We start from the raw sequence: 16,123 nt of genomic DNA, 5'->3' as shown, positions 1-16,123 counted from the left end.
TTTTATGAGTCTGGTTTAAAAGTTACGGATAGAGCCAAAAACAATATTCGTTCATCAGACAAATAGAAAGAAATAAGATCATTGACATTAACGGTAAAGACATCACAAAGAGAAAACCGAGCGCAATAAGCGCTTGAGTAACCTAAAAATAGGAAAGAAATCGTTAAGGGCGTATGGCGGATGCCTAGGCTTTCAGAGGCGACGAAGGACGTGGTAAGCTGCGAAAAGCTGCGGGGATCGGCACACACGAATTGATCCGCAGATGTCCGAATGGGGCAACCCAATACATTGAAGATGTATTACCTCGTAAGAGGAGCAAACCCGGAGAACTGAAACATCTAAGTACCCGGAGGAAAAGAAATCGAAGAGATTCCGTAAGTAGTGGCGAGCGAAAGCGGATTAGCCCAAAAGTCTTTATATGTTTAGAAGAATGTTCTGGAAAGAACAGCCATAGACGGTGATAGCCCGGTATTCGAAAGGCATACATAGATGATAAATGAGTAGGGCGGGACACGTGAAATCCTGTCTGAATATGGGGGGACCATCCTCCAAGGCTAAATACTCCTGAAAGACCGATAGTGAACAAGTACTGTGAAGGAAAGGTGAAAAGCACTTCGAATAGAAGGGTGAAATAGAACCTGAAACCGTACGCCTACAAGCGGTCGGAGCACCTATATGGTGTGACGGCGTGCCTTTTGCATAATGAGCCTACGAGTTAATTTTACTAGCGAGGTTAAGGACTTCAGGTCCGGAGCCGGAGCGAAAGCGAGTCTGAATAGGGCGATGAGTTAGTAGGATTAGACGCGAAACCTTGTGATCTACCCATGGGCAGGTTGAAGCTTTGGTAACACAAAGTGGAGGACCGAACCGGTTGACGTTGAAAAGTCTTCGGATGACCTGTGGGTAGGGGTGAAAGGCCAATCAAACTGGGAGATAGCTCGTACTCCCCGAAATGCATTTAGGTGCAGCGTCGTGATAAGTTTATTAGAGGTAGAGCTACTGATTGGATGCGGGGGAGTCAAATCCTACCAATTCCTGACAAACTCCGAATGCTAATAAATGTTCCACGGCAGTGAGGGCATGGGTGCTAAGGTCCATGTCCGAGAGGGAAAGAACCCAGACCAACAGCTAAGGTCCCTAAATATATGCTAAGTTGAAACAACGCGGTTGGACTGCATTGACAGCTAGGATGTTGGCTTGGAAGCAGCCATTCATTTAAAGAGTGCGTAACAGCTCACTAGTCGAGCGGTCCGGCATGGATAATAATCGGGCATAAGCATATTACCGAAGCTATGGATTTATAATTTATTATATCTGGTAGGGGAGCATTCTATTTGCGCCGAAGCAGTATCGCGAGGTATTGTGGAGCGGATAGAAAAGAAAATGTAGGCATAAGTAACGATAAAGGGGGCGAGAAACCCCCTCACCGAAAGACTAAGGTTTCCTCAGCCATGCTAATCAGCTGAGGGTTAGTCGGGACCTAACGCGAACCCGAAAGGGGTAGTGGATGGACAATGGGTTAATATTCCCATACTTGCTCACACTAAAAAGGGGACGGAGTGACGTAGCTGCTGAAGACTGACGGAATAGTCAAGGCCTAGCCTTCGGGCGAAGCTGCTGTAGTGAACTCGCTTCCAAGAAAAGCCGAAGTGAAGCAACCCGTACCAAAACCGACACAGGTAGTCGAGGAGAGAATCCTAAGGTGCTCGAGTGAGTCGTGGCTAAGGAACTAGGCAAAATAGTCTCGTAACTTCGGAAGAAGAGACGCCAACAGCAATGTTGGCCGCAGTGAAGAGGCCCAGGCGACTGTTTATCAAAAACACAGGACTCTGCTAAATCGAAAGATGCTGTATAGGGTCTGACACCTGCCCGGTGCTGGAAGGTTAAGGAAGGGCGTTAGCGTAAGCGAAGCGTTTGACTGAAGCCCCAGTAAACGGCGGCCGTAACTATAACGGTCCTAAGGTAGCGAAATTCCTTGTCGGGTAAGTTCCGACCTGCACGAATGGTGTAACGATCTGGGCACTGTCTCAGCCACGAGCTCGGTGAAATTGTAGTATCGGTGAAGATGCCGATTACCCGCAATGGGACGAAAAGACCCTGTGAACCTTTACTATAACTTCGTATTGACTTTGAGTAAACAATGTGTAGGATAGGTGGGAGGCTGTGAAGCTGGCACGCTAGTGTTGGTGGAGCCAACGTTGAAATACCACCCTTTGTTTACTTGGAGCCTAACTTCGAAAGAAGGACATTGCGTGGTGGGTAGTTTGACTGGGGTGGTCGCCTCCAAAAGAGTAACGGAGGCTTTCAAAGGTACCCTCAGCACGCTTGGTAACCGTGCGTAGAGTGTAATGGCATAAGGGTGCTTGACTGTGAGACCAACAAGTCGATCAGGTGCGAAAGCAGGACATAGTGATCCGGTGGTTCCGTATGGAAGGGCCATCGCTCATAGGATAAAAGGTACTCCGGGGATAACAGGCTAGTCTCCCCCAAGAGCTCACATCGACGGGGAGGTTCGGCACCTCGATGTCGGCTCGTCACATCCTGGGGCTGGAGAAGGTCCCAAGGGTTGGGCTGTTCGCCCATTAAAGTGGCACGCGAGCTGGGTTCAGAACGTCGTGAGACAGTTCGGTCTCTATCTATTGCGGGCGTTAGATGTTTGAGAGGACTTGATTCTAGTACGAGAGGACCGAATTGAACAAACCTCTGGTGTATCAGTTGTACCGCCAGGTGCACCGCTGAGTAGCTATGTTTGGAAGAGATAAGCACTGAAAGCATATAAGTGCGAAACTCGCCTCAAGATGAGACATCTTTTAAGGGTCGTTGGAGATGACGACGTTGATAGGCTACAGGTGTAAAGACAGTAATGTCATAGCCGAGTAGTACTAATTACCCGTAGATTTATAGCCTATTGGTTACATTAAACCAAGCGGTTATTGCGCAACCAAGGTTTGCTCTTTGTGAAAGTTTTTATCGATTTTATTAGACTAAAAGTTGATAGATTGATAGATGACAGACTTTAAAAGTTTTGATTCTAGTATCTGTTAATCTAAAATATCTAATTAATAATATACTGTACAACCTTTTGTACAAACAGCCTTTAGGGTGGTTTTAGCAGAGGGGCTCACCTGTTCCCATTCCGAACACAGAAGTTAAGCCCTCTAGCGCCGATGGTACTGCGATAAGCGGGAGAGTAGGTCGCCGCCAGTTTTTTTAAACCTTCATTCTTTTTTGAGTGAAGGTTTTTTGTTTTAACAGCCTCAATCAACTGAATGATTGAGGTTTTTTTATGCCTTATATATAGCCAAGACTGTATCTTTATACCAATAACTGATAACATTTTATTATTCCATCCGATTATATTTGGAAGCCTATAAACAATCTTTTATTCAACGCACAAATCCGGCAGGCCATTCTTTTCTTCTTAACATTTATTAATTAGATAATCTAGAAATGGATTAATTGTAATTCTTTAGGTCAAGCATCAATCTTAAACTCAGAATAATCTATTATTTACTTACAAATCTGTTAATCTTTTGATAAAAATGTTGTTTTCATTTTTTTTGAATTCCTAATTAGATTATTTTTGCACAAATTAATTTTTAAAATGAAAAAATACTTATTTCTTCTTTTAATTTCTTTGCTAGTGGTTTCTTGCTCCAAAGTTAAAGTTGAAGGAAATGTAAAAGGGGGTTCTCCTTTAGAAAGAATTGAATTTATTGAAGCTTCTGGTGTTGCAACACTACCACTGGTTAATATAGGTGTTGACGAAAAAGGTAATTTCAAAGGTGAATTCAAGGCTCCTAAGAATGGTATGTACGCAATGACTTATGCTGGAAAAATGAATTTCATTTACCTTAAAAAAGGCCAAACACTGAAAGTTTCCGGAGATGCTGCTACTTTTCCTGAAGTTTATAAAATTGAAGGCGATGCTAAGAAGAACAACGATTTCATTACCGAAACTCAAAAGTATTTACAGACATATAGCTCGAAGCTAAATATGCAATTGCTTCAGAAAAAAGAATCCGATTTCTTAACTGAAATTAAAAAAGTATATTCTGATCTTGAAAAAAATCTAGACGAGACTGCTGATAAGATTGGTCCGGATAGCGACGTGGTAAAACTTAAAAAAGATGAATTAACAACTAATATTCTTACATTTTTGGTTCAATATGAAGCGACTCATGGTCAAGCTGCTGGAGATCCTTCTTTCAAAGTTTCCAAGACATTCACTGACTACGAAAAATCTTTGACTAAGAATAATGACAGAATGGTCGAAGAACTTCCTGTTTACAGAAACTATCTATTGAATAAACTTGGTCAGGATTTCCAAAACTTTGCTGTAAAGCAAAAAGATAAAGATACAGCAAGCATGTCAACTATCTTTGCTAGATTTTTGGCTACAAATAAAGAAATGTCTCAAAAAACAAAAGATTATTTGTTAGCTTTTGTTATTGCCAAATTTGATCTTAATCCTTATACTTCTGAAGTAGAAAAGGTTAAGAAAGTTAGTGAAGAATATATCAAAGATTCTGAAGTTAAAAAAGATTTGAACTCTGCTATCAACGCTGTATTCGGTTTGAAAAAAGGAGAAGAAGCTCCAAAAGTTAACTTTGTAAAATTAGATGGTAAATCTGGTAATTTAGAATCTAATGGAAAACCAACTTTGGTAATGACCTATGCATCTTGGAATCCATATATTGGACAATCTACAATACCTGTTCTTAAGGAAGTTGTTAATTTCTACAAATCAAAAGTTAATTTTGCATTTGTAAATGTTGATGATACGAAAGAGCAATTTACAAAAACTGCGAATGCAATGTTGAAAGGAATCCCTGGAACTAATTATTATGCTGAAGGTGGATTGTCATCAGACTACGCTAAAAAATTCTTTATCTATGGATTCAAAATTCCTGGATTTTTTCTAATTGATAAAGATGGAAAAATAGCCAGCCAAACTTTCTATAATTTAGGTGATGCTAAATTTGTGGAAGAGATGAATAAGATTTCTGGTTTGCAGGCGCCTTCTGTTAATCCGCAGGTTCAACTTCAAAACGATTTGTTGCAACAGAATCCAAAAGCTGATTCTGCAAAAACGAAATAATCAATGAGGAACAAAAAAAAGAATCAAATTCTTGAAAATATCAGACTCCTTTCTGCCGGTGCGAAAGGAGTTTCTGTTGGTAAAACGGAACTCGGAAAAACGGTTTTGGTTTCCGGAGCTGTTCCTGGTGATCTGGTGAATGTAAGAGTTAAGAAATCAAAGAATAACTATTTCGAAGGCGAAGCAATTGAGATATTAGAATATTCCCAAGACAGAGTTGAACCAAAATGTGTTCATTTCGGGACATGTGGCGGCTGTAAATGGCAAAACATTGCTTACGAAAAACAACTCGAGTTCAAGCATAACGAAGTTGTTAATAATATTACAAGGATTGGTGGCGTTTCAGGTTTTGATATCATTCCTATTTTAGGATCAGAAGAACAATACTTCTATAGAAATAAGATGGAATTTTCTTTTTCTAATGCCCGTTGGTTGACGCAGTACGAAATCAGCTCAGAAGAAAATTTCGGAAACAAAGATGCTTTAGGATTTCATATTCCAGGGATGTGGAGCAAAATTCTTGATCTTAAAGAATGTTTCCTTCAGGAAAATCCATCGAATCAGATCAGATTAGCAGTGAAAAAATATGCTGTTGATCATGGTTTGGAATTTTATGATGTAAAAGCTCAGGAAGGATTTTTAAGAACATTGATGCTCCGCCAGAACTCTAAAGGCGAATGGATGATTCTATTCCAATTGTATAAGGAAATGAAGACTGAGAGAATCCAATTATTCGATTTTCTTTTAAGCCAATTCCCTCAGATCAAAACTTTGGTATTTGCAATTAATCCAAAAGGAAATGACAGCATCTACGACCTGGATATCCAGACTTATTTCGGAGAAGGCTTTCTATATGAAGAAATGGATGGTTTAAAATTCAAAATAGGACCGAAATCTTTCTTCCAGACCAACTATCGCCAAGCTTTAGATCTATACAGAAAAACACTTGAATTTGCTGAATTAACGGGTGATCAAGTGGTTTATGATTTATATACAGGAACAGGAACAATTGCACAGTATGTAGCAAGAAATGCAAAACATGTGATAGGAATCGAAGCCGTGCAGGAAGCGATTGATGCGGCTATAGAACATGCTGAATTGAATGGCCTTAATAACACAACATTCTATGCTGGTGATATGAAAAACGTCTTTAATGATGAGTTTTTGGAAAATCATCCCAAAGCAGATGTTTTGATTACAGATCCTCCAAGAGATGGCATGCATCAGAAAGTGGTTGAACAGATCCTCAAATTATCTCCGGAAAGAATCGTCTATGTAAGTTGTAATTCAGCTACACAAGCGAGAGACATTGCACTTTTGAAAGAAGATTATGAGCTGGTAAAAATCTTACCTGTCGATATGTTTCCTCAAACGCATCATGTAGAAAACATCGCTTTGCTTCTTAAAAAATAGAACGATTTGTTTATCTTTAAATAATGAAAGTTTTAGCATTCCATCTGACATCGAAGTAATAAATAAGTACAGATGAAAAAAATATTTTTCTTTTTAAGTTTTCTATTCATCCTGGCAAGTTGTGGAAGCGATGACGATATCTGCCTCAGCTCAGATTCAACACCCAGATTGAAATTAAAATTCAGAAGTGCGGCTAATACCAGCAATCAGCTTATTAGAATTGATACGCTTTATGTGGATGTAGATTATGGTAAAACCAGTTTAACCAATATTATAACAGCTAAGCCCAACGTGGATTCTATTTTTGTTCCGATGAGAGTAGATGATGTTCAGTACACAGATGTCTATTTCAGAACAAGAAAAAATGGTCCACGGAGCAAGATGAGAGTCAGTTATATAACAAAACCCATCTATGTTTCGCCGGCTTGCGGTTATAAGATTAATTACGAGAACCTGAATGCAGAGCTTTTGGAAAGTAATCCCGTACAAAATGTTGAATCCAATCATACCTCATTAACTGATGAAAGTAGAATCAATTTTTATCTGCGCTTTTAGTGTGTTTTCTATTTTTGGATTTGCCCAGCAAAAACAAGACGAGAAAAAACAGGATTCTGTAAAATGGAAATATACACCCAACTTTACTGTTGGAGTGGATGCTCTCAACTTGGGATCAGGTTTTTTCGGTGATAGAAAACTATATCAGGGATTTATTTCCAGTAGGATCAATAAAAAAGTCCATGCCATTATCGATTTGGGCTATGATAAAAATGTCTATCAGAAAAACGGTTACGATGCCAAAGCGGACGGATTATTCGCTAAGATTGGAGGGTTTTATATGTTGACAATGGATCCGGAGAACCAGCTTAATGGTTTCTATGCTGGAGCCAAATTAGCCGCAAGTTTTTATTCCCAGGAATATATGGCCATTCCTGTAAAAGGACAATATTCCGAAGGAGTGACAGTTGCCTTTGATCCATCAACTCAAAGCAGTTATTGGATAGAATCGTCCTTGGGTGCAAGAGTTCAGGTTTTTGAAAGTAATTTCTTTCTTGATGTTAACGTGCAGCCAAGATATCTGGCTTACACCACGAAACAGGAAGAGATTACGCCAATGATTGTTCCTGGTTTCGGAAGAAGTTCGGGGAATTTCAATATGGGGTTCAGCTGGAGCTTAGCATATAAGTTTTAATTTTCAGGAGCTTAATCCCGCTTTCCGCTCATACTCCTCGTGCCAATACTTGCCAGCAGCATAAACCCGGCAGCTTTCCGGTCCAACTGCGGGGTAACCGCTACAATCGGGGCTAGTTTGCAATTCTGTACCAATTCTATATTAATCGAAAAAGCCTTGTCGGAGTCGATCCGGCAAGGCTTTTTCATTTGATAGATGTCCTATTAATTAATTTTAATACTGAATGGATTTTCCATCACCACAGCAGATTTAGTATCAGGGTCTGTGATATGTTGGAAAATTTTGAAATTTTCTTTTCCAAGCTTATTTTTGATCAGTCTTGTTGAGAAATCTTCCTCAGTTTCAGAAGAGAATATCTGCTCAAATTTTGAAACTTTGGCAGGATAGGAAGATACATTATAGCTTTTAAGATTTGCAGATTTAGCCGCAAACTTGATGGCATCTTGCAACGATCCCAATTCATCAACCAGACCGATTTGTTTTGCTCTCACACCAGACCAGACTCTTCCGCCACCGATCGCGTCAATCTCTTCAAAAGATTTTTTTCTGTTTTGTGTTACAAAATGTACGAAACGCTGGTAAGTAGATTCCACGCTTCTTGTCATAATATTCAATGTTCCCGGACTCAAACCATTAATAGCCGAGATCATATTAGAATTGGCATTAGTAGAGACCACATCGCTTCTGATCCCATTTTTCTCTGCCAGATCCTTGAAATATGGAATGACTCCAAAAACACCAATTGATCCCGTTAAAGTGTTAGGTTCTGAGAAGATTTTGTCAGCACCCATCGCAATGTAATAACCTCCAGAAGCAGCGTAATCACCAAAAGAAACTATAACAGGTTTTTTACGTTTTAGTTGTTGCATTTCAAAAAGAATCTCATCAGATGCATTGGCGCTTCCTCCCGGAGAATTGATTCTGAAAACGACAGCTTTCACATCATCATCTTTTTGAAGCTTTTTAATTTCTTTTATAAAGCTATCAGAGTAGATCCCATCGTAACCTTTACCATTATAAATAGCTCCGGATGCATACAGGATCGCAATCTTTTTACCGTCATGATCCTGATCAACAGATTCCGAATATTTAGCAAAAGATATTTTATTCAGTTTTTTGTCCTTATCGATGTTCAGTTTTTTCTTGATGATATTATCGTACTCAGATTTCTGAATCAGTTGATCTGCCAATTTATATTGCAGGCTAAGATTCGGAAGATAACTGTATAAGCTGTCAGTGATCGTATTAAGTTCAGCTAAAGGGATTTTCCTTGAACCAGAAATTTTAGTCGAAGTATTGGACCAGATGTCATTTAACAAAGTCGAAAGCTGTTCTTTATTTTCAGGTGAGATTTCATCCCTTAAAAAAGGTTCAACCGCTGCTTTGAATTTCCCGTGACGTATTACCTGGATTCCGATTCCGTATTTTTCAGCAAAGTTTTTGAAAAACGTTACTTCTGTAGAAAGTCCTTTCAATTCAATTAGGCCGGCTGGATTCAGATAATATTTATCCGCTACCGAACCCAGGTAATAAGCACCTTGAGAAACGGTGTTCCCATAGGCATATACAAATTTTCCACTTTTTTTAAAATCATTTAAGGCATTTCTGATATCATCCAACTGAGTGATCCCGGCGTTGATATTATCCATTTCCAAACTGATTCCTTTGATTTTATTATCTGTCTTTGCATTATTTATAGCCTGCAAAACATCATAAAGCAAGACAGCCTTTTGATCATTTTTGAAGGAAAAAATATCTTCCTGATCTTCGGAAGGGCTGTCAATAATTTTTGTCTTGAGATCTAAAGTTAATACCGAATCAGATTTTACATCAGTTCCTCCGGAAACTGAAGATAAAATGAGAAATGTGATAAAAAACAAGAAAAATCCTGCAATGACAATAAAAATTGCAGTTAAATTTGCTAAAACTATTTTGAAAAAACTCTTCATCTAAATAAATTATTTATTCTATATGTCGTACAATGATGTTATTTTGTTACTTGGAAGTAATATAAATAATCCCCAAAAAAATATTGAAATAGCCCTTGAAAATATAGAATCTAAGGTAGGTACAATATTAACAAAATCTGAATTAATATTAACAAAACCTGTAGAATTTGAAAGTTCTAATATTTTTTGTAATATTGCAGTTAAATTAAAAACACAATCTTCACCTATAAAACTACTTTCTGAAGTTAAAGCTATTGAGAAAATGATGGGTCGCGTAAACGATTCTTCAGCTATTGGAGCTTATCAGGATAGAATTATAGATATCGATATAATATTATATAACAATATAAAGTTTAGTTCTAAGAAGTTAATAATTCCTCATCAAAAAAATCTTTACGACAGAGATTTTGCAAAGGAACTCATTAATAAAGTGAAATAAATTTTTATAACACAGATGACTATGAAGAAAAAAATTTTACTATTCTTTCTATTACCAGTTCTTGGTCTATCCCAGACCAAAGAGGAAAGCAGTAAGCCAGAAACACAACCGTTTAACAACAAAAGCCGACTTTTTAAAGATTGGTCTGTTTCTGTTGGCGGAGGGGCAGCCTTTATGACAAACGCAGATCTAACTTCCTTTTATGATGGAAAAATCAACTGGGGTTGGAACGGTTACGTAAGTTTGGACAAACAAATTAGCCACACATTTGGATTGTCATTAATGTATACACGTGGTCAGACCAATCAGAAAGCATATTTGAATTATGCGGCAGGAGTAGGACACGGCTATACAAAATTTGACCAGATCGCACTATTGGGTGATATTAATTTTTCTAATCTGATGAGAAGAGTTGATAACAGATCAAGATTCAAGTGGGCTTTGCACGGTTATGCAGGAATTGGACTTACAGGTTACAAAACGTTTTTACAAGATAATAATGTATTGAGTAAGTGGCCATTGTACATAGAACAAAAAATGGATATTGGTAGCTTTACTTATATAGGTGGTGTAGGGTTAAAGTATAATATTTCCCGATTGCTTGATATTGAGCTGAGAGCATTATACCTTATCAGTGGAGATGAAGAATTTGATGGCGGCGGATGGTCCAGAAATGCAGCTCCGGGATATAATTTAATTAATGATACATATTCTGATAATGCATGGTTATTCAATTTAGGATTATCATTTAAATTAGGTAAGCATCAAGATCATCTTCGTTGGGTAGATCCATTGCAGGATGCTTATACAAAAGCGGCTAATCTGGAAGAGCAGTTCAAAGATTTCAAAGTTTGTGAAAAAGGAGATCAGGATAATGATGGCGTTTGTGATGATTGGGATAGACAGCTAGATACTCCTGCAGGTGCCAGAGTTGACGGTGCGGGTGTTGCTTTGGACACTGATTTGGATGGAGTTATAGATTTGAATGACAAATGTGTAACTGTGCCAGGACCTATACAAAATAATGGATGTCCGGTAGAAGCTACCCCTCAGGTATTACCAGTCAAAGAAATAGCAATTGATGAAATTAATAAGTATTTCAATGGAATTGAGTTTGAACTGAACAAGGATGTAATAAGACCAAAATCCTACCCGGATCTTGATAAGGCTGCTGATATAATAAAAACATTAGGAGGAGATAGTCAATTTATTGTTGTTGGTGCTACTGACAGTAGAGGATCGGCACAATATAATAAAAAATTATCCCAAGCTAGAGCAAATGCAGTTTTAAATTATTTGATAAATAAAGGTGTCTCTCCGAATGTGCTATTGGCAGAAGGAAGAGGAAAAGAAGATCTTAAATATACCGAATGTGACCCTGCAACAAAATGCCCGGAGTGGAAAAATGAAGCTAATAGAAGGGTATATTTTGTAGCAAAATAATAAACTAGAAAAAAACATTAAAAAATATGAAACAAAATTTATTATCATTAGTAGCAGTAGGATTATTGTTGCCTATGAGTTTGGCAGGCCAGGAAGTATCGTCAGATGCTAACTCTGGTTCTCAAAATGTTTCTCCATTTACTCAGGCATCAAAAAGATTCAATGATTGGTCTATATCAGTGGGTGCGGGTGTGCCTTTGATACAATCGGCTGATATGACATCGATTAAAAATGGGAATGGTAAGAACCTTTTTGGATATTCTGCTTACATTAGTGTCGATAAAGCAATTACTCACGCATTTGGTCTTAATTTACAGTATGACAGAGGAGAAACAAGACAAGGCCAGATTAATACGAAAGATCATAAGCCTTTACCTGGTAATTATCCGGCTGGTAGAACACAATATGACGCAATCTCTATCTTAGGAGATGTTAATTTTTCTAATCTTTTGAGAAGAGTAGATAATAAGTCACCTTTCAGATGGGCACTTCATGGTTATGCGGGTATTGGTACTTTAGCATATAGATCTTACAGGCAAGATCCTGGGCCAGAATTTAATCAGGTTTTAAATTTTGAAAAGAAACCATTTAAATTAGGTTCATTATTTGGACAAGCCGGAGCTGGACTCAAATTCAAAGTCAATAACAGAATTGATATAGAAGGTAGAGTGATGTATGTTGTAACTGGTGACGATGAGTTTGATGGGGCTGGAGTTGGACAGAATGGCTATAATCTAATCGAAGATCAAGTATCGGATAATTTCTTTAATACTACTTTAGGAGTTACTTTCAAACTTGGTAAGCACGAATCTCATTTGATGTGGCATGATCCACTTCAGGAGATTTACTATAAGTTAGATGTTCTTAACGATAAAACTCAGGATATCGAAGTTTGCAAAAAAGGAGATGTTGATAATGACGGTGTTTGTGATGATTGGGACAGACAATTGGATACACCGGCTGGAGCAAGAGTTGATGGAGCTGGTGTTGCTTTAGATGTTGATTTGGATGGAGTAATTGATCTTTATGATAAGTGTGTAACGGTTCCAGGACCAGTAGAAAATCAAGGTTGTCCTTACCCTTCAAACTCGACTACAGGTATTGTTACGGATGAAGACAGAATGATAAAAGGTATTGAATTCGATTTGGATTCTGATAGGATTTTGCCTTCTAATTCTCCAATTCTGGCACAGGCTATCAGTTATATTAATGCATCTAATTCCAGCTTTAAGGTTATTGGAGGTACAGATACAAGAGGCACAGAAAAGTATAATCAAGGTCTTTCAGAAAGAAGAGCTAAGAATGTTAAAAATTATCTGATACAAAATGGTGCGGATAAAAGTAAACTTGAGGCACTTGGTAGAGGAGAAAAAAATCTTCTTTATCCGGAATGTGATCCTGCTGAAAAATGCCCTGAATGGAAAAACAGAGCGAACAGAAGAGTTTATTTTGAAGCTAAATAAAATATAAAATCAATATTATGAAAACCGCAGTAAATGCGGTTTTTTTATTTTCAGGAATTGATTAAATTTACAAATGCTTTCTTCCACAGAATCACAAGACAGATTAATTCATAAAACACTCAAACAATTTTGGGGGTTTGATGAGTTTCGTTCTTCTCAGAAAAACATTATTCTTTCTATTGTTAATGGTAGAGATACATTAGCATTGTTGCCGACAGGTGGTGGAAAGTCACTTTGTTATCAATTGCCTGCCCTTGTTTTGGAAGGAACTTGTCTGGTTGTTTCTCCACTTTTAGCATTGATGAGAGACCAAATCGATGCTTTGCAATCTGTAGGAATCGAAGCAGAATTGTTAAGCTCAGAATTAGACGAATTTGAAGAAGAATCTGTTTACAATAGATGCAAAGAAGGATTAATAAAAATTCTTTATATCTCACCGGAAAGATTACAAAATCAATTATTCTTAAGAAATATTCAGGAGATTGAGGTTTCATTCATTGCGGTGGATGAAGCACATTGTATCTCAGAATGGGGTTCGGATTTTCGTCCAAGTTACCAGAACATCAAAAAGTTTCGGCAAGAATTCAAGAATGTTCCTTGTCTTGCCTTGACAGCTACTGCAACCAATCATGTTGTCGAGGAGATTATAAGCAAATTAGGCCTTCATCAACCTCATGTTTACAAGCAAAGTTTCAAAAGAGATAATCTCAATATTATTGTTGAAAATACCTCCAATAAGTATAACAGGATCTTAGAATTCCTTAGACAAAATCTCTCTTCCGGAATTATCTATACAAGAACCAGAAGAGAAGCGGAGGAATTAACTTATTACCTTAAAAATAACAAATTCCAAAACGCAGATTTTTTTCATGCCGGATTATCTTCAAGTGAAAAAGAAAAACTTCAGAAAAAATGGATTAGCAGCCAATTTCATGTTTTGATCTCCACCAACGCTTTCGGGATGGGAATTGACAAAGACAATGTGCGATTTGTAATTCATTTGTCGCCTTCTTCCACGATTGAAAATTATTACCAGGAAATTGGCCGAGCCGGACGAAACGGAGAAGAAGCGTTAGCGCTACTGCTTTGGAACGAACAGGAATTAACGAACATCGATAATACTTTCAAAAATCAGATTCCTAACAAAACGGAATATGAAAAAATATTGACTTATCTCTATTCAATTTTTCAAATTGGAGATAGCGATTGGCCGGAAAAAACCTTTCAGCTTGACCTTAACAAAATCAAGAATTTGACGAAATTGTCCACTGCGAAAATCAAAAATATTTTGACATTTTTGAACAATCAGGAATTAATTTATTATAAAAATAATATCTCTGCCTCCACGATTCAGAGTTTTGTTCAGTCAGATGAATTGGAGCAATTACCACCAAGCGATGCTTATTTTATGGAATTGTTGTTTAGAAATTTGCCCGGATTGTCGATTCACAAAGTGCATTTCAGTGATGCAGCATTTTGCAAAAAAAATGGAATGGATCTTCAGAATTTCAAACAAAAACTATTGCAATTACAGAAAACGGGACATCTGGAATATATCGATGGAAGTCTTCATTCCATAAAGTTTTTGAAACCACGGAATGACCGGCATTTGTTCGGAGAATACTGGTCGCTTTTCCATAATATTCAGAAAAATAAACTCAGAAAATGGGAAGAGAACAAATTCTATATCCAGGATTCTGATTTCTGTAAAATGAAATTGATTCTCAGCTATTTTGGAGAACGAGATGCAGAAAATTGCGGTAAATGTTCGGTTTGCAGAAAGAGAACCAACTCCAAGAGAACCTTATCTTCCGATATCTCTCAGCAATTGTCGAACCGACCAATGTCTTTGGAAGAGATGGCTGCTAATCTCAATTTTTACTCTAAAGAATCTATTTCAGAAACCTTGATTTTCCTTTTGGACATTGGAAAAGTCAAAATGTTGAACTATAAAACTTATATGTTAAATAGTTGAAGCATTAAATAATAACCACAAAAGTTACAAAAGAAAATTATTAAATAAAATTCTATTAAGAGTAAAAAGAAATAATTATTGCTTTTTTCTTCTTTAAAAAAGAGTAGTGAATGAAATCTTATGTGACTTTTGTTGTTGAGAAAAATATACAAATATTCAGTTTTAATAAATCATCAATTATAAAAATCAATGCAGACGAAATCTCTTAATGTCGTTTTTTTCGGAACTCCCGATTTTGCAAAAGCTTCTTTGGAAGCGATATTCAAATCTCATCACAAGGTTGTCGGTGTTGTAACAGCGGCTGACAAAGCAAGTGGAAGAGGAATGAAACTCACACCTTCGCCGGTGAAAGTTTTTGCAGAAGAAAATAATCTCAACCTTTTCCAGCCGGAAAAGCTTCGAAATCCTGAATTCTTAGAATCCATCCGAAACCTAAACGCAGATGTTTTTGTAGTGGTAGCTTTCAGAATGATGCCTCAGGTTTTGTTTTCGATTCCGAAATTGGGGACATTCAATCTGCACGGTTCGTTGCTGCCGGATTATCGTGGCGCGGCACCAATTAATTATGCCGTCATTAATGGGGAAACCAAATCTGGCGTGACAACGTTTTTCATCAATGAAAAAATAGATGAAGGTAATATTCTGCTTCAGACCGAAACCGAAATTTTACCGGAAGACAATGCCGGAACTTTGCACGATAAATTAATGGTAATCGGAGCTGATTTAATTATTGAAACTTTGAATGGATTGGCTGAAAATTCCATAAAGGAAAAACCTCAGCCAGAAAAAGAAAATCCAAAAACAGCTTACAAAATCTTTAAAGAAAATCTAAAAATCGATTGGAATCAAAGTTCTGAAACGGTTCATAACTTCGTGAGAGGAATGTCGCCTTATCCAACGGCTTTCACCATTTTAAAAATCGGAGACGAAGAAAAATCACTGAAAATCTTCAAAGGACATTTTGAATTAACTTCTCATTCGAAAGAAGCCGGAGATTTTGATATTTCTAAGAACGAGTTCAAATTCTATACAAAAGACGGAATCTATTATCCGGAAGACGTTCAGATTCAAGGCAAGAAAAGAATGCCTGTCAAAGATTTTCTTAATGGAATTCAGAATTTTGAGGATTATAAAGCTTAGACTTTAGATAA

At 37.4% G+C, this 16,123-nt stretch carries 10 protein-coding genes and 2 rRNA genes; 11 read left to right on the top strand and 1 reads right to left on the bottom strand.

Going from position 1 to position 16,123, the window contains the following annotated elements; translation table 11 throughout:
- The first annotated feature begins 153 nt into the window (after positions 1–153).
- The 6 genes from AC5P2S_RS14965 (at position 154) to AC5P2S_RS14940 (ending at position 7,703) form a co-directional block, all read left to right on the top strand.
- Positions 154–2,906 (top strand): 23S ribosomal RNA (locus tag AC5P2S_RS14965).
- Between the two features lie 192 nt (positions 2,907–3,098).
- Positions 3,099–3,207 (top strand): 5S ribosomal RNA (gene rrf / locus AC5P2S_RS14960).
- Between the two features lie 397 nt (positions 3,208–3,604).
- Positions 3,605–5,101, top strand: coding sequence for a TlpA family protein disulfide reductase (locus tag AC5P2S_RS14955; RefSeq protein WP_494555449.1), 1,497 nt, complete (start codon positions 3,605–3,607; stop codon positions 5,099–5,101).
- 3 nt (positions 5,102–5,104) lie between these two features.
- The gene (gene rlmD, locus AC5P2S_RS14950) at positions 5,105–6,514 is read left to right on the top strand and encodes a 23S rRNA (uracil(1939)-C(5))-methyltransferase RlmD (protein ID WP_494555448.1); all 1,410 of its coding nucleotides are present in this window, start codon (positions 5,105–5,107) and stop codon (positions 6,512–6,514) included.
- A 72-nt stretch (positions 6,515–6,586) separates the two neighbouring features.
- Positions 6,587–7,069, top strand: coding sequence for a DUF6452 family protein (locus tag AC5P2S_RS14945; RefSeq protein WP_494555447.1), 483 nt, complete (start codon positions 6,587–6,589; stop codon positions 7,067–7,069).
- On the top strand, positions 7,035–7,703 hold the full coding sequence (locus AC5P2S_RS14940) for a DUF6048 family protein (protein WP_494555446.1): 669 nt from the start codon (positions 7,035–7,037) through the stop codon (positions 7,701–7,703). The genes AC5P2S_RS14945 and AC5P2S_RS14940 overlap by 35 nt, the downstream gene beginning before the upstream one ends.
- Positions 7,704–7,906: 203 nt before the next feature.
- On the opposite strand, the gene sppA is transcribed toward AC5P2S_RS14940, so the two are convergent.
- Positions 7,907–9,652, bottom strand: coding sequence for a signal peptide peptidase SppA (sppA, locus tag AC5P2S_RS14935; RefSeq protein ID WP_494555445.1), 1,746 nt, complete (start codon positions 9,650–9,652; stop codon positions 7,907–7,909).
- A 43-nt stretch (positions 9,653–9,695) separates the two neighbouring features.
- Between sppA and folK the strand changes: the two genes are divergently transcribed.
- From folK to fmt, 5 genes are all read left to right on the top strand, one after another.
- Positions 9,696–10,091, top strand: a complete 396-nt coding sequence (gene folK, locus AC5P2S_RS14930; RefSeq protein ID WP_346772094.1) for a 2-amino-4-hydroxy-6-hydroxymethyldihydropteridine diphosphokinase — start codon at positions 9,696–9,698, stop codon at positions 10,089–10,091.
- Between the two features lie 21 nt (positions 10,092–10,112).
- A complete protein-coding gene (locus AC5P2S_RS14925) occupies positions 10,113–11,534 on the top strand; it encodes an OmpA family protein (protein WP_494555444.1) in 1,422 nt (473 codons plus the stop codon).
- A 26-nt stretch (positions 11,535–11,560) separates the two neighbouring features.
- Positions 11,561–12,997: an OmpA family protein gene (locus AC5P2S_RS14920; protein WP_494555443.1), complete on the top strand. Its 1,437-nt coding sequence runs from the start codon at positions 11,561–11,563 to the stop codon at positions 12,995–12,997.
- Positions 12,998–13,070: 73 nt separating this feature from the next.
- Positions 13,071–14,972 (top strand): RecQ family ATP-dependent DNA helicase, encoded by a 1,902-nt coding sequence (locus AC5P2S_RS14915; RefSeq protein WP_494555442.1) that lies wholly within the window; start codon positions 13,071–13,073, stop codon positions 14,970–14,972.
- A 189-nt stretch (positions 14,973–15,161) separates the two neighbouring features.
- Positions 15,162–16,112 carry a methionyl-tRNA formyltransferase gene (fmt, locus tag AC5P2S_RS14910; protein ID WP_494555441.1) on the top strand — a complete coding sequence of 317 codons (951 nt, stop codon included), beginning with the start codon at positions 15,162–15,164 and terminating at the stop codon, positions 16,110–16,112.
- Positions 16,113–16,123: the final 11 nt, after the last annotated feature.

The organism is Epilithonimonas sp. 33E (genome assembly GCF_059372615.1).
Note: the sequence above shows the minus strand (reverse complement) of the source record. Positions and strands in the feature narration are given on the sequence as shown.

What these genes read in the sequence shown, in the direction of transcription:
- AC5P2S_RS14940 (WP_494555446.1), top strand. Translation starts at nt 7,035, where the DNA reads ATGAAAGTAGAATCAATTTTTATCTGCGCTTTTAGTGTGTTTTCTATT.
- AC5P2S_RS14955 (WP_494555449.1), top strand. Translation starts at nt 3,605, where the DNA reads ATGAAAAAATACTTATTTCTTCTTTTAATTTCTTTGCTAGTGGTTTCT.
- sppA (WP_494555445.1), bottom strand. Translation starts at nt 9,652, where the DNA reads ATGAAGAGTTTTTTCAAAATAGTTTTAGCAAATTTAACTGCAATTTTT.
- fmt (WP_494555441.1), top strand. Translation starts at nt 15,162, where the DNA reads ATGCAGACGAAATCTCTTAATGTCGTTTTTTTCGGAACTCCCGATTTT.
- AC5P2S_RS14915 (WP_494555442.1), top strand. Translation starts at nt 13,071, where the DNA reads ATGCTTTCTTCCACAGAATCACAAGACAGATTAATTCATAAAACACTC.
- AC5P2S_RS14925 (WP_494555444.1), top strand. Translation starts at nt 10,113, where the DNA reads ATGAAGAAAAAAATTTTACTATTCTTTCTATTACCAGTTCTTGGTCTA.
- AC5P2S_RS14920 (WP_494555443.1), top strand. Translation starts at nt 11,561, where the DNA reads ATGAAACAAAATTTATTATCATTAGTAGCAGTAGGATTATTGTTGCCT.
- AC5P2S_RS14945 (WP_494555447.1), top strand. Translation starts at nt 6,587, where the DNA reads ATGAAAAAAATATTTTTCTTTTTAAGTTTTCTATTCATCCTGGCAAGT.
- rlmD (WP_494555448.1), top strand. Translation starts at nt 5,105, where the DNA reads ATGAGGAACAAAAAAAAGAATCAAATTCTTGAAAATATCAGACTCCTT.